At 63.9% G+C, this 25,642-nt stretch carries 22 protein-coding genes and 1 pseudogene; 9 read left to right on the plus strand and 14 right to left on the minus strand.

What is annotated here, in order from left to right:
* Positions 1-9: 9 nt before the first annotated feature.
* From WJU18_RS10420 to kynB, 4 genes and pseudogenes are all read right to left on the minus strand, one after another.
* On the minus strand, positions 10-1,197 hold the full coding sequence (locus WJU18_RS10420) for a vWA domain-containing protein (protein ID WP_423459997.1): 1,188 nt from the start codon (positions 1,195-1,197) through the stop codon (positions 10-12).
* 78 nt (positions 1,198-1,275) lie between these two features.
* Positions 1,276-2,115, minus strand: coding sequence for a tryptophan 2,3-dioxygenase (kynA, locus tag WJU18_RS10425; RefSeq protein WP_423459998.1), 840 nt, complete (start codon positions 2,113-2,115; stop codon positions 1,276-1,278).
* A gap of 24 nt (positions 2,116-2,139) precedes the next feature.
* Positions 2,140-3,423, minus strand: coding sequence for a kynureninase (gene kynU, locus WJU18_RS10430; protein WP_423459999.1), 1,284 nt, complete (start codon positions 3,421-3,423; stop codon positions 2,140-2,142).
* An 8-nt stretch (positions 3,424-3,431) separates the two neighbouring features.
* Positions 3,432-4,060, minus strand: a pseudogene (kynB, locus tag WJU18_RS10435) (arylformamidase).
* Between the two features lie 157 nt (positions 4,061-4,217).
* On the opposite strand from kynB, the gene WJU18_RS10440 reads away from it, so the two are divergent.
* Genes WJU18_RS10440 through WJU18_RS10450 form a run of 3 tightly spaced genes read left to right on the plus strand, consistent with a single transcriptional unit; the run spans position 4,218 to position 6,727 of the window.
* Positions 4,218-4,565, plus strand: coding sequence for a FeoA family protein (locus tag WJU18_RS10440; protein ID WP_423460000.1), 348 nt, complete (start codon positions 4,218-4,220; stop codon positions 4,563-4,565).
* Positions 4,562-6,499 (plus strand): ferrous iron transporter B, encoded by a 1,938-nt coding sequence (gene feoB / locus WJU18_RS10445; protein WP_423460001.1) that lies wholly within the window; start codon positions 4,562-4,564, stop codon positions 6,497-6,499. Before WJU18_RS10440 ends, feoB begins: the two co-directional genes overlap by 4 nt.
* Positions 6,500-6,523: 24 nt before the next feature.
* The gene (locus tag WJU18_RS10450) at positions 6,524-6,727 is read left to right on the plus strand and encodes a hypothetical protein (RefSeq protein WP_423460002.1); all 204 of its coding nucleotides are present in this window, start codon (positions 6,524-6,526) and stop codon (positions 6,725-6,727) included.
* Between the two features lie 717 nt (positions 6,728-7,444).
* Here the strand turns inward: WJU18_RS10450 and WJU18_RS10455 are convergent.
* The 5 genes from WJU18_RS10455 to WJU18_RS10475 all read right to left on the minus strand — a co-directional run bounded on the left by WJU18_RS10455 (position 7,445) and on the right by WJU18_RS10475 (position 15,221).
* Positions 7,445-8,857 carry an efflux transporter outer membrane subunit gene (locus tag WJU18_RS10455; protein WP_423460003.1) on the minus strand — a complete coding sequence of 471 codons (1,413 nt, stop codon included), beginning with the start codon at positions 8,855-8,857 and terminating at the stop codon, positions 7,445-7,447.
* Positions 8,854-10,872: a MacB family efflux pump subunit gene (locus WJU18_RS10460; RefSeq protein WP_423460004.1), complete on the minus strand. Its 2,019-nt coding sequence runs from the start codon at positions 10,870-10,872 to the stop codon at positions 8,854-8,856. Before WJU18_RS10460 ends, WJU18_RS10455 begins: the two co-directional genes overlap by 4 nt.
* A gap of 10 nt (positions 10,873-10,882) precedes the next feature.
* The gene (locus WJU18_RS10465; protein WP_423460005.1) at positions 10,883-12,100 is read right to left on the minus strand and encodes an efflux RND transporter periplasmic adaptor subunit; all 1,218 of its coding nucleotides are present in this window, start codon (positions 12,098-12,100) and stop codon (positions 10,883-10,885) included.
* Positions 12,101-12,241: 141 nt separating this feature from the next.
* Entirely contained in the window at positions 12,242-12,625 is a 384-nt protein-coding gene (locus tag WJU18_RS10470) for a YkgJ family cysteine cluster protein (RefSeq protein WP_423460006.1), read from the minus strand.
* A 37-nt stretch (positions 12,626-12,662) separates the two neighbouring features.
* On the minus strand, positions 12,663-15,221 hold the full coding sequence (locus tag WJU18_RS10475) for a TonB-dependent siderophore receptor (protein WP_423460007.1): 2,559 nt from the start codon (positions 15,219-15,221) through the stop codon (positions 12,663-12,665).
* A 260-nt stretch (positions 15,222-15,481) separates the two neighbouring features.
* Here WJU18_RS10475 and WJU18_RS10480 point away from each other — a divergent pair, with 260 nt between their 5' ends.
* The 3 genes from WJU18_RS10480 (at position 15,482) to WJU18_RS10490 (ending at position 17,801) form a co-directional block, all read left to right on the plus strand.
* Complete coding sequence (locus WJU18_RS10480; protein WP_423460008.1) at positions 15,482-15,796, plus strand: DUF3649 domain-containing protein; 315 nt, start codon at positions 15,482-15,484, stop codon at positions 15,794-15,796.
* A 92-nt stretch (positions 15,797-15,888) separates the two neighbouring features.
* Entirely contained in the window at positions 15,889-17,526 is a 1,638-nt protein-coding gene (locus WJU18_RS10485) for a PepSY-associated TM helix domain-containing protein (protein ID WP_423460971.1), read from the plus strand.
* Positions 17,523-17,801 (plus strand): DUF3325 domain-containing protein, encoded by a 279-nt coding sequence (locus WJU18_RS10490; protein ID WP_423460009.1) that lies wholly within the window; start codon positions 17,523-17,525, stop codon positions 17,799-17,801. The genes WJU18_RS10485 and WJU18_RS10490 overlap by 4 nt, the downstream gene beginning before the upstream one ends.
* A 21-nt stretch (positions 17,802-17,822) precedes the next feature.
* Here WJU18_RS10490 and argF read toward each other — a convergent pair whose 3' ends face one another.
* Both argF and WJU18_RS10500 read right to left on the minus strand, forming a co-directional pair.
* A complete protein-coding gene (gene argF, locus WJU18_RS10495) occupies positions 17,823-18,737 on the minus strand; it encodes an ornithine carbamoyltransferase (RefSeq protein ID WP_423460010.1) in 915 nt (304 codons plus the stop codon).
* Positions 18,738-18,739: 2 nt separating this feature from the next.
* A complete protein-coding gene (locus WJU18_RS10500) occupies positions 18,740-19,936 on the minus strand; it encodes an aspartate aminotransferase family protein (protein ID WP_423460011.1) in 1,197 nt (398 codons plus the stop codon).
* 247 nt (positions 19,937-20,183) lie between these two features.
* Between WJU18_RS10500 and WJU18_RS10505 the strand changes: the two genes are divergently transcribed.
* Complete coding sequence (locus WJU18_RS10505; RefSeq protein WP_423460012.1) at positions 20,184-20,501, plus strand: DUF3579 domain-containing protein; 318 nt, start codon at positions 20,184-20,186, stop codon at positions 20,499-20,501.
* A 146-nt stretch (positions 20,502-20,647) separates the two neighbouring features.
* On the opposite strand, the gene rpsT is transcribed toward WJU18_RS10505, so the two are convergent.
* A complete protein-coding gene (gene rpsT / locus WJU18_RS10510) occupies positions 20,648-20,950 on the minus strand; it encodes a 30S ribosomal protein S20 (protein WP_423460013.1) in 303 nt (100 codons plus the stop codon).
* 142 nt (positions 20,951-21,092) lie between these two features.
* Here rpsT and murJ point away from each other — a divergent pair, with 142 nt between their 5' ends.
* Positions 21,093-22,646, plus strand: coding sequence for a murein biosynthesis integral membrane protein MurJ (gene murJ, locus WJU18_RS10515; RefSeq protein ID WP_423460014.1), 1,554 nt, complete (start codon positions 21,093-21,095; stop codon positions 22,644-22,646).
* A gap of 65 nt (positions 22,647-22,711) precedes the next feature.
* The gene (locus WJU18_RS10520; protein WP_423460015.1) at positions 22,712-23,563 is read left to right on the plus strand and encodes a SirB1 family protein; all 852 of its coding nucleotides are present in this window, start codon (positions 22,712-22,714) and stop codon (positions 23,561-23,563) included.
* Here the strand turns inward: WJU18_RS10520 and WJU18_RS10525 are convergent.
* Together WJU18_RS10525 and purM are read right to left on the minus strand one after the other, a co-directional pair.
* Positions 23,560-24,522 (minus strand): AI-2E family transporter, encoded by a 963-nt coding sequence (locus WJU18_RS10525; protein WP_423460972.1) that lies wholly within the window; start codon positions 24,520-24,522, stop codon positions 23,560-23,562. The genes WJU18_RS10520 and WJU18_RS10525 overlap by 4 nt on opposite strands.
* A 72-nt stretch (positions 24,523-24,594) precedes the next feature.
* Entirely contained in the window at positions 24,595-25,635 is a 1,041-nt protein-coding gene (gene purM, locus WJU18_RS10530) for a phosphoribosylformylglycinamidine cyclo-ligase (RefSeq protein ID WP_423460016.1), read from the minus strand.
* Between the last annotated feature and the right edge of the window lie 7 nt (positions 25,636-25,642).

Consider the following 25,642-nt stretch of genomic DNA (forward strand, 5'->3'; position numbering starts at 1 on the left):
GCTCGGGGCTTATTTCGACAGCATCCGCATGGATTCCTCCAACCCTTTGAGGGTCAGCGGGAACATGCGGTGTCCCATCAACTGCTGAATCACGGAGATGCTCTGGCGATACTGCCAGACACCTTGAGGTTCAGGATTGATCCAGGCGAACTTGGGGAAGGCATGCGTCAGGCGTTGCAGCCATTCGGCGCCGGGTTCCTCGTTGTTGTATTCGACGCTGCCACCGGGTTGCAGGATCTCGTAGGGGCTCATCGTGGCGTCGCCGACGAAGATGAGTTTGTAATCCTTGTTGTACTTGCGGATGATGTCCCAGGTGGGAAACTTCTCGGCGAAGCGCCGGCGGTTGTTCTTCCACATGAAGTCGTAGACGCAGTTGTGGAAGTAGTAGAACTCCAGGTGCTTGAACTCGGCCTTCACGGCTGAAAACAGCTCTTCCACGCGCTGGATATGCTCGTCCATGGTGCCGCCCACGTCCATCAGCAGCAGCACTTTCACGTTGTTGTGGCGCTCGGGCACCATCTTGATGTCCAGCCAGCCGGCGTTGGCGGCGGTGGAGCGGATGGTGTCGGGCAGGTCCAGCTCCAGCTCGTTGCCTTCGCGGGCGAACTTGCGCAGGCGCCTCAGGGCCACCTTGATGTTGCGTGTGCCCAGTTCCTGGCTGTCGTCGTAATCCTTGTAGGCGCGCTGGTCCCAGACCTTCACAGCGGTCTTGCCGCCGCCCTTGCCGCCGATGCGGATGCCCTGCGGGTTGTAGCCCCCATGGCCGAAGGGGCTGGTGCCGCCGGTGCCGATCCACTTGCTGCCGCCCTCGTGGCGCTCCTTCTGCTCCTCCAGGCGCTTCTTGAGCGTTTCCATCAGCTCGTCCCAGCCCATCTTCTCGATGGCGGCTTTTTCCTCGGGGCTCAGTTCTTTTTCGAGCACCTGGCGAAGCCAGTCGGCGGGGATTTCCTTGGTGAAATCGGTCAGCATCTCCACGCCCTTGAAATAGGCGGCGAAGGCACGGTCGAATTTGTCGTAGTGCTTTTCGTCCTTGACCAGGGCGGCGCGGGCCAGGTAGTAGAAATCGTCGATCGAGCAGGCATCAGGCTGCCGGGGGCCGACCACATCGGCTTGCATGGCTTCCAGCAAGGTCAGGAATTCCTTGACCGAAACCGGCAGTTTGGCGGCGCGCAGGGCGTAGAAAAAATCGATCAGCATGGGGAGAGAAACCTAGGGCTGGATTCCTCTGATTATGGGCCGTAACGCTTTTCCGCGTTGATACGCCGGTGACAGGGCTCAAAGATCCGTCCGCAGCTTCCACAACTCTGGAAACAACACCACGTCCAGCATCTTGCGCAGGTAGCTCACACCACCTGTGCCGCCCGTGCCGCGCTTGAAGCCGATGATCCGCTCGACGGTAGTCACATGGCGGAAGCGCCAGAGGCGGAAGGCGTCTTCCAGGTCGGTCAGTTTTTCGGCCAGCTGATACAGATCCCAGTGTTCCTCGGGCGCCCGGTACACGGTCAGCCAGGCGGCCTCCACCTCGTCACTGGCTTCGTAGGGTTGGGTCCAATCGCGCTCCAGGTGGCTGGCCGGTACGGGCACGCCTTGGCGGGCCAGCAGCCGCAGGGATTCGTCGTAGAGCGAGGGCGCCTCGAAGAACGAGCGCACCATGGCGAGCCGCTCGGGATGGTGTGCGTGGGGCGCCAGCATGGCGGCATTCTTGTTGCCCAGCGCAAACTCGATGCAGCGGTACTGAAAACTCTGGAATCCGCTGGAAGGGCCCAGAAAGGGCCGGATGGCGCTGTATTCCGGCGGTGTCATCGTGGCCAGCACATCCCAGGCGTGCACCAGTTGCTCCATGATCCGGCTGGCACGGGCGAGCTTCTTGAAGGCCGGGGCCCGCCGGTCCGCGCGCAGATCTCCCATGGCCGAACCCAGTTCAGTGAGCAGCAGTTTCATCCAGAGCTCGCTGGTCTGGTGCTGGACGATGAACAGCATCTCGTCGTGCGCCGGCGAGAGAGGGTGCTGGGCGCTCAGGATCTGGTCAAGATGCAGGTAGTCGCCATAGCTCATGCTGCGGCTGAAGTCGAGCTGCGCTTTTTCGGTATGAACGATGGATTCCGGGGTGGCCATGATGATGTCTCCTCTCCGCGCTCTTCAGGTGACCGCCTGCTTGCGGTTGAACTGGGGCAGGGCGTACTCTTTCTTCAACAGCACTTCTCTCAAAGCCTGCGCCGCCATGGCCACGTTCTCGAACGAGAGATACAGCGGCGTGAAGCCAAAGCGCAGGATGTCGGGCTGCTGGCTGTCGCCAGCACGGAAATCGCCGACCACACCGCGGGCGATCAGCGCCTGCACGATGGCGTAGGCGCAGCCTGCGGGGAGTTTGTCCGTGGGGGTCAGGCAGACTTGAGAACCCCGCCGGGCGTGCTCGCGCGGCGTCACCAATTCAAACTGCCCCGGGCATTCCTTTTCGGCCAGCTGGATGAACAGATCGGTCAAGGCCAGCGATTTGGCGCGCAGGGCCGGCATGCCGCCCAGTTTGCCGGCTTCGGTGAAGACATTCAGCGCATAGTCGAGCGCCGAAAGGCTGATGATGGGCTGGGTGCCGCATTGATAGCGGGTGATGTCCATCGCGGGCTGGTATTCGGGCGTGAACGCAAAGGGCGTTGCATGGCTCCACCAGCCTGCCAGGGGCTGCCAGCAGCGCGAGACGTGGCGCGGGTGCACCCAGGCGAAAGCAGGTGCGCCGGGGCCGCCATTCAGGTACTTGTAAGTGCAGCCTACTGAAAAATCGGCATCGGCGCCCGTCAGATCGACAGGCACCGCGCCGGTGCTGTGGCACAAATCCCAGACCATCAATACGCCGGCAGCGTGCGCGGCCGCAGTCACGGCGGCCATGCCGTGCATGGCGCCGGTACGGTAGTTGACATGTGTGAGCAGCATGACCGCCACGTCGGGCTTGAGGCTGGCCTCGACCTCGTGCGGCTCGATCAGGCGCAACTCATATCCGCGTTCGCGGCAGAGCGCTTCGGCAATGTAGAGATCGGTCGGGAAATTGCTGCGCTCGCTCACGATGGCCTTGCGCTCCGGAGCGTCCTGAGCGGTGATATTCAACGCCGCCGAAAGCACTTTGTAGAGGTTGACCGAGGTGGTGTCAGTGGCTACCACCTCGCCCGGACCCGCACCGATGAGTGGCGCGATGCGGTCGCCAATGCGGCGCGGCAGATCGAACCAGCCGGCGTTGTTCCAACTGCCGATGAGATCGCGCCCCCATTGCTCGGTCACCACCTTCGCCACGTGCGCTTGCACGCCGCGGGGCATGGCGCCCAGGGAGTTGCCGTCCAGGTAGATCACGCCATCAGGGAGATCGAACAGGTTTCTGAGCGGCGCCAACGGGTCGGCGGCATCGCGGGCTTGGCAGTCTTGGCGTGTGGTCATGATGGTGTTCACGGTAAGGCGCGCAGGACGGCCCGGACGGGGGAAGCGTCGGCGCTCATGAGTTTGAGGGGCAGGGCGATCAGTTCGTAGTCGCCCTCGGGTACGTCGTCGAGCACAAGGTTCTCCAGCACGCGCATGCGGCGGCGGCGGATGACCTGATGGCTGTCCAGGCCCTTGCTGCTGGCGGGGTCGATACTGGCGGTATCGATGCCGATGAGCTGGACTCCGGCGTCGGCCAGGCGCTCCACGGTGTCCGGCGCGAAGGCGGCCAGCCCGGCATCCCAGGCATCGATGGGCATGCGTGAATAGGTTCTGACGAGCACCCTGGGCGGCAGGCCGTCCAGCGAATGCGCCAGATGCTCCCACAGGACGAGCGGCCGCACACCGATGGCGTGGATGACGCGGCAGGGGCCGAGATAGGGCGAGAGGTCCAGCGCGCCGGCGGTTTCCCCATGGGGGTCGTAATGAAGCGGCGCATCCGCGTGCGCGCCGACGTGCGGAGACAGCGTGAGGCTGCTCACGTTGACCGGGCAGCCGGGACCGATTTCAGCGGTCCAGTGCTGCGAATAGGCCGTGTCGCCCGGGAAAACCGGTGAGGCGGCATGGACGGGGGCGAGATGTCCCACAAGGTTGGCATGGGGAGAGGGCGGCAGCGCGCTTATTTGCGGTGGATGAAGTGGGTGACTGCTCGTAAGGTAGCGGTTTGGGCGTCGCGTGGTGTCGGTTTTTTCCAACGGCCCTGATGACAAGAACGTTGATTCCCTTGCGTCACCTCTGGCACGGACAGGAATAAAATGAGAATTGATCTCATTCTGTTGTCCCTGCCAATGGCTGTTGAATTCCCCTCTCCTCCGGTCGTGCTTGCGGACAACCTACGGCCTTTGCATGCGCTGCCGCGTGGCGCGCGCGGCGTGATCGAACATTTGGGCAGCCCTGCGCAGGAGGGCGACCGAGAAGTGCTGCTGCGTTTGCTGGAGATCGGCTTTCTGCCGGGCGAGACGGTACGGGTGATCGCCCATGGCCGGCGCGGCGCCGAGCCGGTGGCCGTGCGCATCGGGCAGGCCACCTTTGCGCTTCGGGCGCGTGAGGCCGCACTCATCCGGGTGCGTCCGCTGGCCGCAGAACAGGAGTGTCTGGCATGACCCAGCCTTCAGACGCCATTCCGGATGCAGAGGCTCTTGGCGCCGCGCCGGAGCAGATCGTGGCCGATGCCTCGAAGCCCCTGCGTATCGCCCTGCTGGGCAATCCCAACTGCGGCAAGACGGCGCTGTTCAACCTGCTCACGGGCAGCCGGCAGAAGGTGGCCAACTATGCCGGTGTCACGGTTGAGCGCAAGGAAGGGCGTTTGGGCACGCCAGGCGGCAAGCAGGTGATCGTGCTCGATCTGCCCGGCGCCTACAGTCTTCATGCCATGAGCGTGGATGAGGAGATCACGCGCGATATCGTGACGGGCCGGCGCGCCGGCGAACCTCTGCCCGACCTGCTGGTGTGCGTGACCGATGCCACCAAGCTGCGCCTGAACCTGCGCCTGGTGCTCGAAGCCAAGCGCTTGGGATTGCCCATGCTGCTGGTGCTCAACATGGCAGACATGGCCGAGCGTGAAGGCGTCGTGATCGATGTGCAGCGCTTGTCGAAGGAGTTGGGCGTGCCGGTGGTTCGCACCGTCGGCATTCGCGCCGATGGCGCGGCCGAGCTGTTGGCGCAGCTGGATGCGTTTAAGCGGCCTTTGATCGGCCGCGTTCCGCGGCGCGAGGCCTCGTTGCCGGGAATCGAGGATGTGATGCTGACGCAGCGCGAGGTGCTGCGCGTGCTCGATGTCGCCGTCAACATGCCGGCCCATACGCTGGACCGCGATGACCGCCTTGACGCCGTCGTGCTGCATCCGGTATGGGGCATGTTGCTGCTGGCGGCGCTGCTGTTCCTGATGTTCCAGGCGGTGTTCAGCTGGGCGCAGCCGCCGATGGACTGGATCAAGGGCGGCGTGGATGCCGCGGCAGCCTTCGTGCTGCACCACATGGCCGATGGGCCGCTCCGCAGCCTGCTGGTCGACGGCATATTGGCGGGGGTGGGCAGCGTGCTGGTGTTCCTGCCACAGATTCTGATTCTGTTCCTGTTCATCCTTGCGCTGGAAGACTCGGGATATTTGCCGCGCGCGGCGTTCCTGCTCGATGGCGTGATGGGAAAGGTGGGCCTTTCCGGCCGCTCCTTCATTCCCCTGCTGTCCAGCTTCGCCTGCGCCGTGCCCGGCGTCATGGCCACGCGCACCATTACCCACTGGCGCGACCGGCTGGTCACGATCATGATTGCACCGCTGATGACCTGCTCGGCGCGCTTGCCGGTGTATGCGTTGCTCATCGCCGCTTTCATTCCGGCGCGCAAGGTGGCCGGGGTGTTCAACCTCCAGGGGCTAGTGCTGTTCGCTCTGTATCTGGCGGGCATCCTGGCGGCGCTGGCGATGGCTGGCGCCTACCGGCTGACCGGCGGCCGCGCGCAGACGACGCCGCTCATCATGGAGTTGCCGGCCTACCGCTGGCCCAGCCCCCGCCAGTTGGCCTTCGGGCTGTGGGAGCGGGCGCGCATCTTCCTGCAGCGCGTGGGCGGCATCATCCTGGCGGTCATGGTGCTGCTGTGGTTTCTCTCCAGCTATCCGGTGCCGCCCGCGGGAGCCACGGGGGCCGCTGTGGAGTACAGCCTGGCGGGGCACATCGGCCGCGCTCTGCAGTATGTGCTGGCGCCGATAGGCTTCAACTGGCAGATCTCCATCGCCCTGGTGCCCGGCATGGCGGCGCGCGAAGTGGCCGTGGGCGCACTGGGCACGGTGTATGCGCTGTCGGCCTCGGGAGACGACGTGGCTCAGCAACTGCAGCCCCTGATCGCCCACGGCTGGAGCCTGGCCACGGCGCTGTCGCTGCTGGCCTGGTATGTTTTCGCGCCGCAATGCGTTTCAACGCTGGTGGCCGTCAAGCGTGAAACCAATGGCTGGCGCTACCCGGTCATGATGATCGTGCAGTTGTTCGGGTTGGCGTACGTGGCGGCTTTCGTCACCTACCACGTGGCCCTGGCGCTCGGCGCCTGAAAGGCCTGAAAGGAGCGAACGGCTATGCAGGAGTGGATCGTCGGCGTGGTGGTGGTGCTGGCTGCCGTCTATGCGGTGTGGAATTTCATGCCTGCGGGCTGGCGCCAGCATCTGGCCGGCCGATGGGGATGGCCTGGTGCCGCGAAGGTGGGCGGCTGCCATGCCTGCGATGAATGCGGCAGTTGCCAGACACCTGCTGGCCCGCCGGATCGCCCTACGGCGCCTTGAGCCATGCTGAGGGGCCCTCTTTGCGGCTTGTAGGGTGGGCATTTGTGCCTACGCGGGTTTTTTGCTCCCTCTCCCTCTGGGGGGGTACGGCCATCCGGGAGGGCTGGGCGGGGCAGGCCATCCTGTGAGGGCTTTCACGGCTGGTTGATCTGAATGGTCCCCTGCTTCCAAATGACCTTCTGCTGTTTGATTTGAAGTCGGAGGCCGGGATTGCCCCCGGCGGTGCAGTCACCTTCTTTTGCGTCGCCAAAAGAAGGTGACCCAAGAAAAGGCGACCCCACTTGCCGTGTCCCTGCGCTTCGCTCCGGGCAACCTGCGGTGCTCGATCAAGGGGTGGTGCTGCAGAACTCACTTTGCTCACTTCGTTCACGCCGCTCAAACAGCTGCAGCCAGCTAGAGCACGAAGCAAGGGCATTTTGCAAGTGCCCTTGCCCACCCCTCGCTCTGTGCTCCTCGGCACGGCTAGAGGGGACCCGCGGCTCGGGCCATCGCTGCGCTCGGCCCGCGAATCAACGGGCTTCGCTGCGCTCCGCTGCCTTTACTCCTTCCCCCACTGGGGGAAGGCTGGGATGGGGGCTTTCACCGCGCCACTTTCTCAACGGCTGCCTATTTCCCTGCTCTCCGCACTTTCGTGCACACGGCCCTCGGAAGTGACGGACGCAGGCACTCAGACCCGGTGGCGCATAGCGTTATCCAACGCTATCGAAATGCATGGTTCTACAGCATGGCGCCACCCAGCGCCTTGTACAGCGTGGCATGGTTGATCAGGCGGTTGAGGCGGTTCTCGGCCAAGGCGGTTTCCGCTGAGCGGCGGCTCTCCTGTGCATCCAGCCAGGGCTTGAGCGCGACGGAGCCCGCGCGGTACCGAAGCTCGTACAGCCGCTCGGCACGCTGTGCATCCGCCAGGGATTGCTCCAAGTGGGTGGCCTGTTCGGCGTATTGGGCACGCGCGGAGAGGGCATTGTCCACATCGGTGAAGGCCTGGTACATCGTCTGGCGGAAGTTGATCACGGCCTTCTCGTAGTCGGCGCGCGCGATCTCGGTGTTGACCTGCATTTCCGTCTGGTTCAGAAAGGGCAGCACCAGCCCCGCGCCCAGCGTGGCGATCGGGTTGGCGAGCAGATTGCCCAGTGAGCTGCTGCTGGTGCCCAGCGCGCCTGTGAGGGAGAACTGGGGGTAGTATGAAAGGCGCGTGGCATCTACCGTGGCCAGCGTGCCACGCAGCCGGAGTTCCGCGGCGCGCAGGTCAGGGCGGCTGGCGAGCATTTCCGCAGGCAGGCCCTCGGCCACCTCGGGCAACGGTGTGGCAGGCAGCGCCTGCGGCGGGCTCCAACCCGGCACGCTGGAGTCAAGGGCCGTGCTGCCCAGCAAGAGCGCCAGCGCGTTCGACGTTTCCACGTATTGCTGCTCTTGCTGTGTGCGCGTGGCGCGTTGGCTGGCCACGCTTTTGCGCGATTCGGCCAGTTCGAGCGACGAGACGGCGCCGGCGTCATACTGTGCCTGCACGAGGGCCAGTGTGCGCTCTGCATAGGCGATGCTTTCAGCGGCAGAGCGAAGGCGCTGGCTGTAGTAGCCCAGTTGCCAATACAGCGTGGCGGTCGTGCCGACGAGCGACTGCGCGGTGGCTTCTCGGTCTTCGGCGGTGGCCTGGGCTTCCCAGCGGGCGGCGTCGAGCGAAGCGCCGAGGCGGTTCCACAGATCCAGTTCGTAGCTTACACCCAGAGACGCGCCGCTGGATCGCGTGGTGCTGCCGCCTTCGAGTGGCTTGCCTACGCTGGCGTTGGTGCTGGCGTTGAGCGTGGGGCGGTTTTCCGACAGGCGGGCTTGCAGCTGCGCGCGCCGCACCTGGATGGCCGCGGCTGCCAGGTCGTTGTTGCGTGCGAGAACGGCACCGACCAGGCCGTCGAGCGCCGGGTCATTGAAGGCCTTCCACCAGCCGCCGGTGGCGGCCTGGGCATCCCGTGCGGGGGATGCGGTGAGGGTGGTCGAGCCATGCTGCCATTGGGCGGGCACCGCCACCGCGGGTGGTTCGTAGGGGGAGCGCAGCGTGGAGCAGCCCATGAGCGCCAAGGACAACACCAAGACGGAGAGCGCGGGTGAGGCGGGGAAGCGGAAAGCGTGTGATGTCATTCTCTGGAGAGGGCTTGTACCGGATCCAGCCGGGCGGCGCTGCGTGCTGGCAAAAAGCCGAACACCACACCGATCAGCGTCGCGCAGGCGAAGGCTGTGGCCATGGAGCCGGTCGAGTAGGCCATTTGGAAGTCGCTGCTCGCCTGGGCGAACACCGCGCCGAACGCGAGTGCCGCCAGGATGCCCAGCGTGCCTCCTATCAGGCATACCAGCACGGCTTCGATGAGAAATTGCTGCTGGATGTCGCTCTGGCGCGCGCCCACGGCCATGCGCACACCGATTTCACGTGTCCGCTCGGTCACGCTCACGAGCATGATGTTCATCACGCCGATGCCGCCCACCACGAGCGAGATGACTGCGATCGATGAGATCAGCAGCGTCATGGTGCGCGTGGTGGCCTCGATGGTCTGGCGGATGCTGTCCGTGTTGAGCACGTAGAAATCCTTGCGGCCGTGGCGCTGCTCCAGCAGTTGGTTGATGCCTTGCTCAGCGGCGCTCGTGGGCGCGTCGTCGCGCACGCGGACGGTGATGCTGCGCAGGTAGCTCTGGTTCACGATGCGGCTCATGGCCGTGGTGTAGGGCACAAAGGCGTTGAGCGCTTCGGTGTTGCCGAAAGCCGAGTCGCTCTTGGCCGTGACGCCGATCACGCGAACGGGCACGCTGCCGAGCAGGATCACTTCGCCTACCGGGTCGGGGGTCTGCGGAAACAGCGTCTTGCGCGTGTTGTCGTCGATCACCACCACCTGGTCGCGGCGCGCGACATTGTCGGCATCAAAGGCGTTGCCCTGCGCGACCTTCACACCTTTGACACGGAAGTATTGGTCGCCTGCACCCGAGACGGTAATGGAGGCCTCGATGTTGCGGTAGCGGCCTGTGACAGCGCTGCTGAGCATGGGCGTGACGCTGTCCACGTAACCTTGCTGCATGAGCGCATCCGCATCGGCGGGTACGAGTGTCTGTACCCGTGCGGAGCGCGGGTCTCCAAAGCCTGCGCCGGAGAAAATCTCGATGGTGTTGGTGCCGATGGCACTGATGTTCTTGAGCACCTGCTGGCGCGAGCCTTCGCCCAATGCCACCACGGCCACCACGGAAGCTATGCCGATGATGATGCCGAGCATGGTCAGGAAGGTGCGCAGGCGGTGCGCGTTCATCGCGATCAGCGCCATCCGGAAGGCTTCGAAGAAGCGGTCCCGCAAGGCGCCCAGGCCATTGCGGGCACGGGGGGCAGATAGCTGCGCGGCGGGCGCGCTCGTGGCAGACGCTTGCGCGGCGGTCGCGCGCTCCGTGGGGTGGTCGCCAATGATGATGCCGTCGCGGATCTCGATGATGCGCTCGGCATGCGCGGCCACCGCCATGTCGTGCGTCACGATGATGATGGTGTGGCCCTCGGCGTGCAACTCGCCGAGGATTTTCATCACCTCCTCGCCGCTCGCGGTGTCGAGCGCTCCGGTGGGCTCGTCTGCCAGGATCACGCCGCCGCCGTTCATGAGCGCGCGCGCAATGGACACGCGTTGCTGCTGTCCGCCAGAGAGCTGCCCTGGCCGGTGGCTCATGCGGTCGGACAATCCCAGCCTCGTCAGCAGCTCGGCCGCGCGTTCATGGCGTTCCGCGGCGGCCACGCCGGCATATACGGCGGGGACTTCCACGTTGCCGCGTGCCGTCAGGTCGCCCAGCAGGTGGTAGCGCTGGAAGATGAAACCGAAATGCTCGCGCCGAAGGGCGGCCAGTTCATCAGCCGTCAATTCGCGTGTTTCGCGCCCCGCCACGCGATAGCTGCCTGCGGTGGGTTGGTCCAGGCAGCCCAGAATGTTCATGAGCGTTGATTTGCCGGAACCCGATTGGCCCACGATGGCCACCATTTCGCCGGTGCGGATGTCGAGATCCACATCCTGCAGCACGGCGATCGTGCCTTCGCCAGCGGGGAATTCACGGCGCAGCCCGCGCAACTCGAGCAGCACGGGGGCGGTGGCGTCAGCCGCGCCGCTGGCGGCAACGGAGGGAAAATCCTGCTTCATCGCCCAGGCCTCACATCCGCATCCGCGGCGGCCCCGTTCTGCCGCCTTGCGAAGCGCCTGCCGCTGAGGCTTCGCCCAGCACGACCTTGTCGCCCTCGGCCAGGCCTTCAGTGACTTCGGCGTTCACGTTGTTGTTGATGCCCACGCGGATGGTACGCGCCTGCGGCTGCCCGTCGGCACCCACCACGCGCACGGTGTAGCTGCCTTCCTTGCCGCGGGGGCCCAGGGCCGACGAGGGAATGACAATCGCTCCTTTGGCTTGCGCACGCACGATCGACACCTGTGCCGTCATGGAGATGCGCAGCTTGTTGTCCGGGTTGGGCACGTCGAACAGGCCGTTGTAGTAGATGGCCGTGGTGGTGGAACTGCTCGTGCTGCTGCTCGATGCGCTGGAGGTGCTGTCCGTCAGGATGGCGTCGGTCGCGGGTTCGATGGTGCGCAGTTTCGCGTGATAGCGCTTGTCTGGTTCGCCCAGGATGGTGAAGTACACGGGCAGGCCTGACTGCACTTTCACCACATCGGCCTCGGAGATCTGGGTTTTCACGGTCACGGTGTCAAGCTGCGCCACCTTGATGATGGTGGGGGTCGCCTGGTTGGCGTTTACGGTCTGGCCCTCCTGCACCACCAGAGCCACGACGATGCCATCGATGGGCGAGACGATCTTGGTGTAGCCCAGGTTCACCTTGGCCGTATCGGCCGTGATTTCAGCCTGCTTGATCTGTGCGCGCAGTGCCGCGATGTTGGCTTTCGTCGTGGCCAGTGTCGCCTCGGCGGCCTGGAAATCGGCCTTGGAACCCGCGTCCGCATCCAGCAGTTGCTTCTGGCGCTGGTAGGTGAGTTCGGCCGAGATCAAGGTGGCTTGCTGCGCCGCGAGCTGGGCGCGGGTGTTGTCCAGGGCGGCTTCTGTGTTGAGCACGGTGTTGCGCTGCGTGGTCGAGTCGATCTCCGCGACGGGCTCGCCTTTTTTCACGCGCTGGCCCAGCTCCACCAGGAGCGCCTTGACCTGCCCCGACACCTGCGCGCCGACGCTGACCTGCTTGAAGGCCTGCACCGTGCCCGTGGCCAGCACGGCGTCTTCCAGATCGCCGCGCATGGCGGTGGCCGTGACGAAGCGGGGAGCGGGCGGGGCACTGAAAAACAGCAGCTTGATCCCGAAGGCGAGAACCGCCAGCAGGATGACTGCCAGGATGATGCGAAGAGGAGTGGAAGATTTACGGATGGCTGGCATGTTGTAGCAAAGATGAGCCGCTGGATTCCGCGCTTTGGGCACGCTCTGGAAGGCTCAGTGTTTGCAAGTATGTCCACTCAGCCGCACTGTTCCGTGGCAGTTTCGTAAAGTTCGGCAAAGCGGGACTGGCGCGAACACTTTCTAACTCGAAATGGGCAAATCCCCCAGTGGCGCCAGGCCATGGCGCGCGCGTGCCCTATGACAGGCGTCGCTGCCTTCCTCGAACTCGCGGCAAGGCGAGGAGCGCCACTCGTAGATGCCGCAGGCGACCCTCTCACCCACACAGCCGGTGAGGGCCGCGCAGCGTGCGGGTGCATGGTCGGTGCCCCGCATGCGGCGAAGGCTGTGATTGACCTCCACGGTCAGTCCATCAGGCACGCTGCCGCCTTGAGACTGCAACTCATGCACCGAGAAATCCACCCGGAAACTGGCGCAACAGGCGCCGCAGGACTGGCAGTCTGGGTCTGAAGGGGGCACGGGGCAGAGGAGGCGAGGGACGAAAAGGGGACACGGCCTGGGTGCCATTATGGCGTGGCTTTCCTGCATGCAGCCTCCTGAGGTGCTAGAAGGCCGCATGCAACGACAGCATCACGTTGCGCGGCTCTCCATACCAGTTGCCTGTACCAGTGCCGATGGTCCGGTAGTAGCGCTTGTCGAAAATATTGTTGATATTCAGCGCGGCTTGCACATGGCGGGTAATCTGCCAGCTGATGCGGGTAGACCAGACTGCGTACTTCGGCTGCTCCACATACAGGGAAGGCGCGTTGGAGTTGTTCGAGCTCGCATTGGTCTTGAAGGTCTTGGTCTGGAAGTTGACACCGCCCGCCACTGTCCAGGCCGATGCCGCCCCAGGCAGTTTGTAGGCCGTCCAGACGCGCAGCAGATGCTTGGGCGTGAAGCTGGCCAGAGGCTGGCCTTCATTCCCGCTGGGCGCGCCCGACGAGGCGGGATCACTGAGGTACTTCGTCTGGTTGAAGGTGTAGCCCAGCGACATCTGCCAGCGGGGCGTGATGGCGCCCGTCAATTCGGCATCCAGGCCCTGGCTGCGCACTTTTCCTTCAGCCACATAGCAGGGGCCGCCGGTCGGGGAGGCTGCGCAGGGGGAGGGGTTGTCCGGGTCAATCGAAGACCGGTTGTCTTCAGTGGTGCGGAACAAGGCGACCGAGGCATTGAGTTTGCCGTCGAACAGCGCGCCTTTCAATCCGAGCTCCATGTTGTTCCCGGTGACCGGATCCAGGCGCCTGCCGGCGGCGGTGTAGCGGTCGGCTTGCGATCGGAAGATCTCCGCGTAACTGCCGTAGACCATCCAGGTGGGCGTGAGATCGTAGGTGAGGGCGCCGAAGGACGTGAAGACATTGTCGTCCTTGTATTGCGCGGACACGTTGCCGGTCACCCTGTCGAGGGTTTTGGTTTCCCATTGGCTGAGCCTGCCGCCAAAGATCAGCTTGGTCCGGTCGGCCACCGCCAGCCGCATGGAGCCATACAGGCCCATCTGCTCGCGCTCGGTGTCCGTGGACCGGGCCGCGCGGGAGGGCTTGGTGAGCGGGTCGGTGTAGTCGGCAGGGTTGTAGGTGAAGGGGTTGTAGGCAAAGCCTTCATAGGCCTGGCTGTCCAGCTCATAGTTGCGCTTCTGGTAGTTGGCGCCAAACAGGACATCGTGCCGGCGGCCCCAGGCGTCGAAGCTGCCTTCCACATTGGCATCGAGCACGGTCTGCTTGCCGACCAGGTGCTGGCTGAATGCAGAGATCATGCCCCCCGCCAGGGTGTCCCGATTGATCGTGCCGTAGGCAGCACCCGTGTACTCGGTGTTGTTTTCTGTCAGGTGGGATAAACCCACTTTGAGCTTCCAGTCGTTGTTGAACCTATGGTTCAAATCCGCGAACAGGGTCATGTTGCGGATGTCGGATTTGGACCAGCCGCCGTTGTTGTAAGTGGAGCGGGGCAGGCCGATATCGCTGCCATCGGTGTAGCGGGGCAGGCCGGTGTAGTACGGGATTGAATCCGTGCGCTCGTAGTGAACACCCAGGCCCAGCGTGGTCTGGGTGCCCAGATCGGTTTCGACAATGCCGTACAGCACGTCTTTTTTCGCGGTGGCGTAGTCGTAGAAGAAGTCTCGGTCTTCGCGTGCTGCAATCAGGCGGCCACGTAGATTGCCGGCCGCATTGAGCGGGGTGCTGAGATCGACATCCAGGCGCTTGAAGTTCCAGGTGCCCAAGCGAGCCTGCGCCTGGTATTGCGCGTAAGGCGTGGGCCGCTTGCGCACCAGGTTCACCGTGCCGCCGGGTTGCCCTGCGCCATTGAACAAGCCGGCAGGGCCCCGAAGGATTTCCACGCGGTCGAAGGGAGCCAGATCCGGACTGGTGCTGAACCCGTTCCCTCGTTCGGCCGGTACGCCGTCATACTGAATCTGGTCAATCTCGAATCCGCGCGAATAGAACTTGCGCTCGGTGCTGCTCTGGTACTCGGCGATGATTCCTGGCGCGCTGAGCAGCGCATCGTCGATCGTGCGCATGTTCTGATCGTCCAGGCGGTAGCGCGTCATGACCGTGACGGACTGAGGCGTCTCCTTCAGGGAGCGGGTAGTCTTGCCAATGGTGACGCCGCCCGTGGTGTAGGAGCCTGAGTTTTCCGTGATGTCGCCCAGCGCATCGGCTGTGACCACCACGGTGGAAAGCGTGCCGGCGGCTGCTTCTGCCGGGGCTTCTTCAGCGGTTTCCGTAGAAGCAGGGGCAGAGGCTGGCGCAGGGACCAGCGTCATGATGGCGCCGCGTGAGGGGCCGATGATCAAGCCGGTGCCGCTGATCAACTGCTCCAGCGCCTGGGTGGTGCCCAGGCTTCCGCTGACCGCCTTGGAGGTGCGCCCTTGCAGCAGGCTGGCATCCGCCCTGACTTCCTGCCGGGCCTGCCGCTCGAATTGGCGCAGGGCGTCAGCTAAAGGCTGGGCAGGGAGATCGAAAGCGACGGGCGCAGGGCTTACAGACGCGCCGAAGGGGCCCATGCTTTGCGCCGTAGCCGCTGGCGTGGCGGCGAACAAGGTGGCCATGGCACAGGCCATGGCGCTATGGCGGCATCGCTGGATGCCTTTGGACGCACGCGGCGAACGGCCATGCTCATCGAACATATTTTTCCTTCCTCTCCTCAATGAAAGACCAAAGGCAGCGCCAATCGTGGACGTCTGCGTTCTTGAAAAATCGGTGATCTGGCGGCGGTGCGAAGAAGATTTTTTATCTGTGCGCGCGCGGCCAGCATGGGGCTCGATGCCTGATCGAGTGCCCTGAAGCGGCACCCTGAGGCAGCAATGAGAATTTCATTATTGCATATAATAATCATTCTCATTTGCATTATCTTTGTGAGGCAAATGAGGCTGTTGCACTTTTTCTTATGAACCGCCCCCTCACTGTCGCGCCTGTTTTCGGCGTCACCTGTGCCAAGCTCCTTGGCATCGTTCCACTGGTCTCGCGCATCGTGGCTGCTGTTTTAGGCGGCTATGTGCTGGCCGCGCTTTCCAGCATGGCCGCGCTGGCCCTGCCCACGGCCGCGCCCCAGGCCGTCCTGACCGGGATGCTGGCGAGCTTTGCCGTCTACGCGGGGGCCGTGATCTGGGTGTTCGCCACGCGGTCGGCCACCCGCGCTTGGGTAGGGCTTATCGTGGTGGCGGTGCCCCTGGGCCTGGTGGCATGGGGCGTTGCACCGTGAGCGCGCCAGAAAAAGCATTGCCCACCGAGGTGCCTGCAGCCCCGCTGAAAAAGAAAACCGGGCCCAAGAAAGCACCCGGCATTCGCCAGAGCATGTCAGACCTACACATCTGGGCGGGGCTGCTGGCGGGCTGGCTGCTGTATGCCATGTTTCTCACGGGCACGGTGAGTTACTTCAAGGAAGAAATCTCGCAATGGATGCGTCCGGAACTGGCGCATCAAGCCGAAGTTCCGGATCCGGCCGCAGTGGCGGCGCGCATCGCAAAAGAGCTGGAAACACTGGCGCCGGGAAGCCCGCAGTGGAGCATCGGCTTGCCGGATGCGCGCAGCAACATCGCGAGCGCCTTTTGGCGCCAGCCCCAGGCCCAAGCCCAACCGGGAAGAAGGGGAGGCTTCGGCCGTGCCACCTTCGATCCGGCCACGGGTCAGAAAGTGAGCGCGCGGGACACCGTGGGCGGCGAGTTCTTCTACCGCTTCCACTTTCAGTTCCATTACATGCCGGTGTTTCTGGGTAGATGGCTCGCAGGCTTGTGCGCCATGTTCATGCTGGTGGCCATTGTGTCTGGCGTCATCACACACAAGAAAATCTTCATCGATTTCTTCACGTTCCGGTGGGGAAAGGGGCAACGCAGTTGGTTGGATGCGCACAACGCGCTTTCCGTGTTCGGCCTGCCATTTCACGCCATGATCACCTATACCGGGCTGGTCACGCTCATGCTGATGTACATGCCTTGGGGGCAGGATCTGGCCTTCAAGACAGCGGCAGAGCGGCAAGAGGCGCAAAACACGGTGTTCTTGCGGCCGCCCCAAGTCAAGCCCGCGGGCGAGCCGGCAGCATTGGCCCCGATCGATGACATGGTCAGGCAGGCCCAGGCGCGCTGGGGCCGCTACAACCTGGGCCGTGTCACCGTGTCCAACCCGAGCGATGCCAATGCGCGCGTCACCATCACGCGGGGCAGTGACGAGCGGGTGTCCACGACATCGCAGTTCATGCATTTTGACGGCACCACAGGCCGGTTGCTTGAATCGGCGGGCAGTGCGGGCGGCGCCGGGGAGACGCGCGGCGTCATGGTGGCGCTGCACCTTGGGCATTTCGCGGATCCGGTGTTGCGCTGGCTGTATTTTCTGGTGAGCCTGGCGGGCACGGCGATGGTAGGAACGGGCCTGGTGCTCTGGACGGTCAAGCGCAGGGCCAAGCTGCCTGATCCCGAAAAACCTTATTTTGGTTTCTGGCTGGTCGAGCGACTGAACATAGCGGCGATCGCCGGTTTGTCTATTGCCATGGCCGGCATGCTGTGGGCCAATCGCCTGCTTCCGGGAGATATTGCCAAACGTGCGGATTGGGAGATCCACATGTTCTTCATCGTCTGGGGGGCGACGCTCGTGTGGGCCTTGGTTCGTCCGGCCAAGCGGGCCTGGGTGGAGCTTCTGTGGGCGGGTGTCGCGGCCTTGGCGCTACTGCCCTTGCTCAATGCGCTGACTACCGATCGGCCACTTTGGCGCAGCCTGGCCAGTGGCGATTGGGTCTTCGGCGGATTGGAGTTGACCTTATGGGTCTTGGCCCTGGCGCATGCGGCGCTGGCCATTTGCACGGGGCGCCACAAGCCCAAGGCGCGTCCAGCGCGTCAGGCAGGCGCTGCGCGGCCGGCTTCCCGGCAGGACAGCGCTCCCAAAGCCATTGCGCCGGATGTGGAAGCTGGCGAGTTGGCATTGCAAAAGGCAGCCCCATGAGCCACCTGTATATTGGTTTGATATCGCTGGTGGCCTTCGGACTGCTGGGCTTGGCGATGGACAGATCCCAGACGACTGTTTGGGGCCGGGAGTTGCCGGCCGGAGCGACACGTGCGCTACGCATCGGCGGGTGGCTCTTCCTGGGCGCTTCCCTGGTTTTTGCGGTGCGCTTGCAAGGCTGGGCCGTCGGCCTGGTCGCCTGGTGCGGCCATATCAGTTTCAGCGCCGCCCTGGTCTTGCTGGCGCTGATCATCTGGGACCGGCACAGCGCGTAGGCTGCGCCTCAAGTCTGATGCTTAAGCGATTTTTCCCAGCATCAGATATTCGAGCAGCGCCTTTTGCGCATGCATGCGGTTTTCGGCCTCATCCCACACCACGGATTGCGGACCATCGATGACGTCGGCGGTGACTTCTTCGCCGCGGTGCGCGGGCAGGCAGTGCATGAACAGCGCATCGGGTTTGGCCGCGCGCATCATCTCGGCGTCCACGCACCAATCGGCGAAAGCCTTCATGCGCTCGGCGTTCTCGGCTTCGTAGCCCATGGATGTCCATACGTCGGTGGTCACGAGGTCGGCGCCGCGGCAGGCATCCAGCGGGTTGCTGAAGAACTCGTAATTCTTGCCGTTCACCAGCTTTTCATCGATCTCGTAGCCGCGCGGGGTGCTCACATGCACCTTGAACCCCAGGATGTCGGCCGCCTGCAGCCAGGTGTTGGCCATGTTGTTGCCATCGCCCACCCAGGCCACCGTCTTGCCGGCGATCGCGCCGCGGTGCTCGATGTACGTGAAGATGTCGGCCAGGATCTGGCAGGGATGGAATTCGTTGGTCAGGCCGTTGATGACCGGCACACGCGAATACTCGGCGAAGCGCTCGATGCGCGTCTGTTCGAAGGTACGGATCATCACGATATCGACCATGCGGCTGATCACGCGCGCAGTGTCTTCGATCGGCTCCGAGCGCCCGAGCTGGCTGTCGCCGCTGGTCAGGTTGACCACCGAACCGCCCAACTGGTACATGCCGGCTTCGAAGCTGACGCGCGTGCGCGTGGAAGCCTTCTCGAAGATCAGCGCCAGCGTGCGGTCCGCCAGCGTATGGTGCTTTTCGTATGACTTGAACTTGCGCTTGATGAGCGCGGCGCGCTGAAACAGGTAGGCGTACTCGTCCGCGTTGAAATCGCTGAACTGAAGGTAGTGCTTGATTGGCTTGTTCATCGTCATCCCTTAAGGAAGGCCTCGATTAGCGGCACGAGCAGGGCGACGATCTCGTCGGCCTCGGCTTCGGTCAGGATCAACGGCGGCACCAGGCGGATCACGCTGTCGGCGGTGACGCTGAGCAGCAGGCCGGCTTCCGCGGCGCGCTCGGTCAGGGCGCCGCAGGGCTTGTTCAGCTCGATCCCCAGCATCAGCCCCTGGCCGCGGATTTCCTTCACGCCCGGGTTGCCGGCCAGTGCTTTTTCAAGCGCTGCCTTCAGGTGCGCGCCCACCTTGGCCGCATTTTCCATCAGCTTGTCTTCTTCCATGATGCGGATGGTTTCCACCCCCGCGCGCATGGCCAGCGGATTGCCGCCGAAGGTGGTGCCGTGGTTGCCGGGCTGGAAGATATTGGCCGCTTTCGGTCCTGCCACCACGGCGCCGATAGGCACACCGGATCCCAGGCCCTTGGCCAGCGGCATCACGTCGGGCACGATGCCGGCCCATTGGTGCGCGAACCATTTGCCCGTGCGGCCCATGCCGCACTGCACTTCGTCGATCATCATCAGCCAGTCGTGCTCGTTGCAGAGCTGGCGCACCTGCTGGAGGTAGTCGATGCGCATCGGATTGATACCGCCTTCGCCCTGGATGGTCTCGAAGAACACGGCCACCACATTGGGGTTGCCTTCGGTGGCTTTCTTCAGCGCCTCGATGTCGTTGAGCGGCACGCGGATGAAGCCTTCCACCAGCGGCTCGAAGCCCTTTTGCACCTTCACGTTGCCGGTGGCGCTGAGCGTGGCGATGCTGCGGCCATGGAAGGCTTTCTCGTAGACCACGATCTGCGGGTTGCTGATGCCCTTGTCGTGCCCGAACTTGCGCGCCAGCTTGAGCGCGGCTTCGTTGGCTTCGAGACCGGTGCTGCAGAAGAAGGCATTGGTCATGCCGGAAAGCTCGGTCAGCTTCTTGGCCAGCACCTCCGCATTGGGCACGTGGTAGTAGTTGCTGCAGTGGATGAGCTTGCTGATCTGATCCTGAAGAGCCGGCACGAGCTTGGGGTGGTTGTGCCCCAGCGTGTTGACGGCAATGCCGCCCAGCCCGTCCAGATAGCTCTTGCCATTGACGTCCCACACGCGGCAGCCTTGTCCGCGCTCCATGGCGATCGGCAGGCGGGCGTAAGTGTTCATGGTGTGCGGCGAGGCTGCTTCGATGTGATTGGTCACGACAAGGCTCCTTGAAATGAAAATCGGGCCAACGAGGCCCGCTGAAGCTGCATTCTAGGGGCTTGCCGCGACAGGTTTGTTGCAACTCTGGAATAAGAGTGATGCTTGGCGGTTCGAGTAGTACGATCCGGTTGACCCGTCTCTTGTGGAACCTTCCGCGTTGTCACGAGTCTTATATAAGATACAATTTTGTGCGGTGCAACAGCCATAAGCCAGGGGCACCGCTTTCTCCCAGCCAGAACCCACAATGGCCAGCAACTCATCCAGCAGCGAGGTTTTCATCCAGGGCGTGACGCGCTCCGGCCGCACGTTTCGTCCCAGTGATTGGGCGGAGCGCTTGGCCGGCGTCATGAGTCCTTTTCGTCCGGGCGGCGCTTGCCCGGGCAGCCACCTGAGCTATTCTCCCTGGTGTGTCCCCACGGCGCTGAATGGCGTGAAATGCGTGGTGGTCAACACAGCCTTGCGTGACCATGAGCCCATGGCATGGGATTTCGTCATGAATTTCGCCAAAGACAATGAGCTGCAGGTGACCGAAGCCTGTCTCCTGCCGGACGACAGGCCTTGATCAGCCTCCTGTGGACGAAAAAAGAGCCGCGAAAGCGGCTCTTTTGTTTTCTGCTGACAGCGCACCCGTTACAAACGGCGGCGGGCTTTCTGATGTCGTACGAGATGTATCAGGGGAGCCCGGCCGGGCTGTTTGCCTGAAAGTCGTCAGGCGGCGGCTTGTGCCAGGGTCTTGACCTTGGCAGACAGGCGGCTCTTGTCGCGAGCAGCCTTGTTCTTGTGGAAGATGCCCTTGTCGGTCACGCTGTCCACCACGGATTGCATCAGGGCGAAGGCGCTCTTGGCCTTGTCCTTGTCGCCGGCGAGAACGGCTTTTTCAACGTTCTTCACCGCGGTACGGTATTTGGAACGCAGCGAGGTGTTCGCGGCGTTGAGTTTGACGTCCTGGCGGGCGCGTTTGCGGCCCGATGCCAGGCGGGGGTTCTTTTTCTTCGGCTTTCCAGCGGCCATTGAAGTATTCCTTTAAGTGTCTGTGGATGTTGTCGGCAGAACCCGGCATTCTAGCAGTTTTGGGAAACTCGCGTTTTGGGGCTGTGAACGCGGATTTCAAATCCGTTCTCAGTGCCCGCGACTACACTCGGGGCCACTTCCTATGAGCCTCTTCAAATCCGCCTCCACCGTTTCCCTGCTGACCCTGGCCTCGCGTGTGACGGGGCTGGCGCGAGACGTCCTGATGGCATCGGTATTCGGTGTCAGCGCGATGACCGACGCTTTCTGGGTCGCGTTCCGGCTGCCCAATCTGTTTCGGCGCGTCCTGGGCGAGGGCGCATTCAGCCAGGCCTTCGTGCCGGTGCTGGCGGCCACGCGGGCCACGGAGGGCGACGAGGGCGCCAGGCTGCTGGTGGGCCGTGTCGCTTCGATTCTGTCCCTGGTGCTGGTTCTGCTCAGCATCCTGGGGGTGTTGGCAGCGCCGGTGCTGGTGTGGGGGATGGCCAGCGGCCTGCCCGCCGACGGCGCCGCGGCCGCGGTGCACATGACGCGCTGGATGTTCCCCTACATCGCCTTCATGTCGCTGGTGGCCCTGGCCGGCGGGGTGCTGAACACATGGGGGAAATTCGCCGTGCCGGCGGCGTCGCCGGTGCTGCTCAACCTGGCCTGGATTGCCGCGCTGATCCTGCTGGTGCCGGTGTTCAAGCGCTTGGGCATCGAGCCCATCTATGCACTGAGCGTGGGGGTGTTGCTGGGTGGTGTGCTGCAACTGGCGCAGCAGTTGCCCGCCTTGCACCGGCTGGGCCTGCTGCCGCGCCTGCGCTGGGGTTTCAAGGCGCTGAAGGAGGCCTGGGGGGATGAGCACACGCGCAAAATCATGCGCCTGATGCTGCCGGCCTTGCTGGGCGTGAGCGTGGCGCAGATCTCGTTGCTCATCAATACGCAGATCGCCTCGCATCTGGCGCCCGGCAGCGTCAGCTGGATCACCAGCGCCGATCGGTTGATGGAGTTTCCCACCGCGTTGCTCGGCGTGGCGCTGGGGGTGGTGCTGATGCCGCAACTGGCGGCCGCCCGCGCCCGCGAGGACGCGGAGCGCTATTCGGCTTTGCTGGATTGGGGCCTGCGGTTGGTAACCCTGTTCACGGTGCCATGCGCTGTCGCGCTGCTGGTGTTCGCCGAACCCCTGGTGGCGGTGCTGTTTCACTATGGGGCGTTTGGCGCGCGGGATGTGCACATGGTCACGCAGGCCCTGACGTCTTACGGTGTCGGCTTGCTGGGGATCGTGGCCGTCAAGGTGTTGGCGCCGGGCTTCTATGCGCGGCACGACATGCGGACGCCGGCACTGATCGCAGTGGTGGTGCTGGTGCTCACGCAACTTCTGAACATCGTTCTCGTGCCCTGGCTGCAGCATGCGGCGCTTACACTGACCATCAGCCTGGGCGCGCTGATGAATGCGCTGTGGCTGTTGATCGGGCTGATCCGCCGGGGCAGCTACAAGCCGCTGGCGGGCTGGGCAGTGTTTGCGGCGCGCGTGCTGGGCGCTACTGCGCTCATGGCGGCGTTCCTGTACTGGGGAGCCAGGTATGTCGACTGGGTGGCGGTGCGCGGCCTGATGCGTGTGGGCCTCATGTCCGCATTTGTGGCGGGTGCCGCTGCGATCTACTTCGGAGCCCTGTTGGCCTCGGGGTTGAAATTAAGGCAATTGCTGCGGCGCTGAGGGTGTCCGCAGATGATGATCTAGGATGATTTGACGCTTGCTGTCGTCAGCTATACAAAGCTTCCATGGCCCTGAATTTTTCCATTCCTACCCCGTTGGGCTATTTTTCGGCCTTGGTGGAAAGCGACGAGCATTTCCCGCTTCTGGAGGCCGCCGCCAGCCTGGCGCAGGACGAATATCCGGAACTGGACGTGCAGCAGGTACTCGGCGATGTCGACCGGATCGCGGCGCGGCTCAAGCGCCGCGTGGCGGCCGATGCGCCGGCGCTGGAGCGGGTGCGCGCGCTGAATCAGCTCTTTTTTGGTGATCTGGGCTTCAGCGGTAACGTCAACGATTATTACAACCCCGACAACAGCCATCTGAATGTGGTGTTGCATACCCGCAGAGGAATTCCCATTTCCTTGGCCATTCTGTGGATCGAGCTGGCGCAGGGCCTCGGGCTGAAAGCCGAAGGCGTGGGTTTCCCGGGACATTTCCTCACGCAGGTGAGTTTGCCCGACGGGAAGGTGGTGATCGATCCCTTCACGGGCCAGTCGCTCAGCCGCTCCGATCTGCGCGAGCGGATCACGGAAATCCATCCCAGGCTGCCCTTGGGCGAGGATGGCGATCTACCGCTTGCGCTCTATCTGCAACCCAGCCGCCCGCGCCAGACGGTGGCCCGCATGCTGCGCAACCTGCAGGACATCCACCGCACACAGCAGGACTGGCCGCGCCTGCTGGCGGTGCAGGAAAGGTTGGTGGCGCTGCTGCCGCGCGCCTGGGAAGAAGTGCGCGACCGCGGCTTGGCCTTGGCGGAGCTGGGTGAGCGGCAACGCGCCAGGCGCGATTTGTCTGTTTACCTGCGCGAGGCCCCTGATGCGGGCGACCGGCAGGAGGTGGCTGAACGGCTGGCGGACCTGGGTGGCCAACTGCCTTAGACCCAGCCCGACGCTTCCAGCTCTTTCTTGAGATAGGCGTAGAACAGCGGCCCGGCCACCAGGCCAGCGGGGCCGAACACGGCTTCCATCACGAACATGACCGCCAGCAGCTCCCACACCCCCATGTGCGTGCTATGGCCGATTACCTTGGCGTTGATGAAATATTCGGCCTTGTGGATCAGCACCAGGAAGGCCAGGCAGGCCAGCGCTACCCAGGGGGACACAGACAGCCCTACCAGTGTAAGCACGGCGTTGCAGATCAAGTTGCCCACAATGGGAATGAGCCCGGCCGCGAACGTCAACAGAATCAGCGCCATGGTGTAGGGCAGGCGCTGATTCCACAGCGGCAGCACAACCAGCAGGAAAATGGCCGTGAGCGTGGTGTTGAACAGGGCGATCCAGAACTGAGCTACCACGATCTGGCGGAAGGTTTCGCCGAAGCGCGTCAGCCGCAGGTGCAGCTGGGCTGTCAGGGGGCGCAGCGGGATCACCGAGGGCCGCGCGGCAGCCAAGGCGCCGATCAGCAGCCCTACGAAGGCAAACAGCAGGCCCGACAGCCAGGCGCGCCCCGTGATGGCCAGCGTGCCGGCCTTGCTGGCCAGATAGGAGGCAATGGCGCGCTGCACGTCGGCGGCACCGGCAGGCAGTTGGGCGGCGATGTCGAAAGGTAGCCGCTCGCGCAGCTCCAGCACCGTGTTCGCCATGAAGCCCAGCAATTCCCGGTAAGTGGCCGGGGCGTCAAGGATGACACCCCGCGCGCGTGGCAGCAGCACGGCGATCAGGATGAGCGGAATCAGCGTGACGACAGTGGCCGCCAGCTTCGGTGCCCGATGATCCGGCGAGCGCAGCAGTACGCCCAGCCGCGGACTGAACCAGCGCGAACCCAGGAAGCCCAGGCACACACACAGCAGTCCGGGCAGCAGACTCTGGTACATGATGAGCAGGAGCGCTGCCACCATGGCGACGTAGCTGGCGATGGTGGCAATCTGTTCGCGGCGCTGCGAGGATGGAGTCACGTTCTACAGTTGTGCTCAAGCAACGACGACAGCGGCATCAGTGCCGCGCGGGGCTATGCGGCCGATCTCGAACACCTGCTCGCCAGCTTCGCGCAGCGTGGCGGCGCAAGCGGCAGCCTGGTCGGCGGCGATGACGATCACCATGCCGATGCCGTTGTTGAAGGTGCGGTTCATTTCATGATCGTCAATGCCGGCGGTTTGCTGCAGCCAGGCAAAGAGTTCGGTTTGCGGCCAGCTGCCTTTCTTCAGGTGCGCGGCCAGGCCGTCCGGCAGCACGCGAGGAATGTTTTCCAGCAAGCCGCCGCCGGTGATATGGGCCAGGGCCTTGATCGGATGTTTCGCCAGCGCCGCCAGCGCGCTCTTGACGTAAATGCGCGTGGGAGCCATCACGGCCTGCCGGAAAGGCTGGCCGTCGAGGGTTGCGGGCAGTTTGCCTTCTGCGCGTTCCAGGCACTTGCGCACCAGGCTGAAGCCGTTGCTGTGCACGCCGCTGGAGGCCAGGCCCAACACCACATCGCCCTCAGCCACATTCTGGCCGGTGAGGATCTTCGATTTTTCGACCGCACCCACGCAAAAGCCCGCCAGGTCGTATTCACCCGGGGGATACATGCCGGGCATCTCGGCCGTTTCGCCGCCGATCAGCGCGCAGCCAGCCAGCTCGCAGCCCCTGGCGATACCGCCCACCACGGAGGCTGCAGTGTCGACATCCAGCTTGCCGCAGGCGAAATAATCGAGAAAGAACAGCGGCTCGGCACCCTGCACCAGCACGTCGTTCACGCTCATGGCCACCAGATCGATGCCCACGGTATCGTGTACGGCCCATTCGAACGCCAGGCGCAGCTTGGTGCCTACGCCGTCGGTGCCGCTCACCAGCACGGGTTCCTTGTAGCGTTTGGGCACCTCAAAGAGCGCGCCGAAGCCACCCAGGCCCGAGAGTACGCCCTCGCGGAGCGTGCGTTTGGCCATCGGTTTGATGCGCTCGACGAGCGCATCGCCGGCGTCGATATCAACGCCGGCGTCTTTGTAGGACAGAGGGGTGGAAGCTGAAGAAGTCATGAAGCAG

The organism is Ottowia sp. VDI28, from assembly GCF_049532675.1.
GTDB lineage: Bacteria > Pseudomonadota > Gammaproteobacteria > Burkholderiales > Burkholderiaceae_C > Ottowia.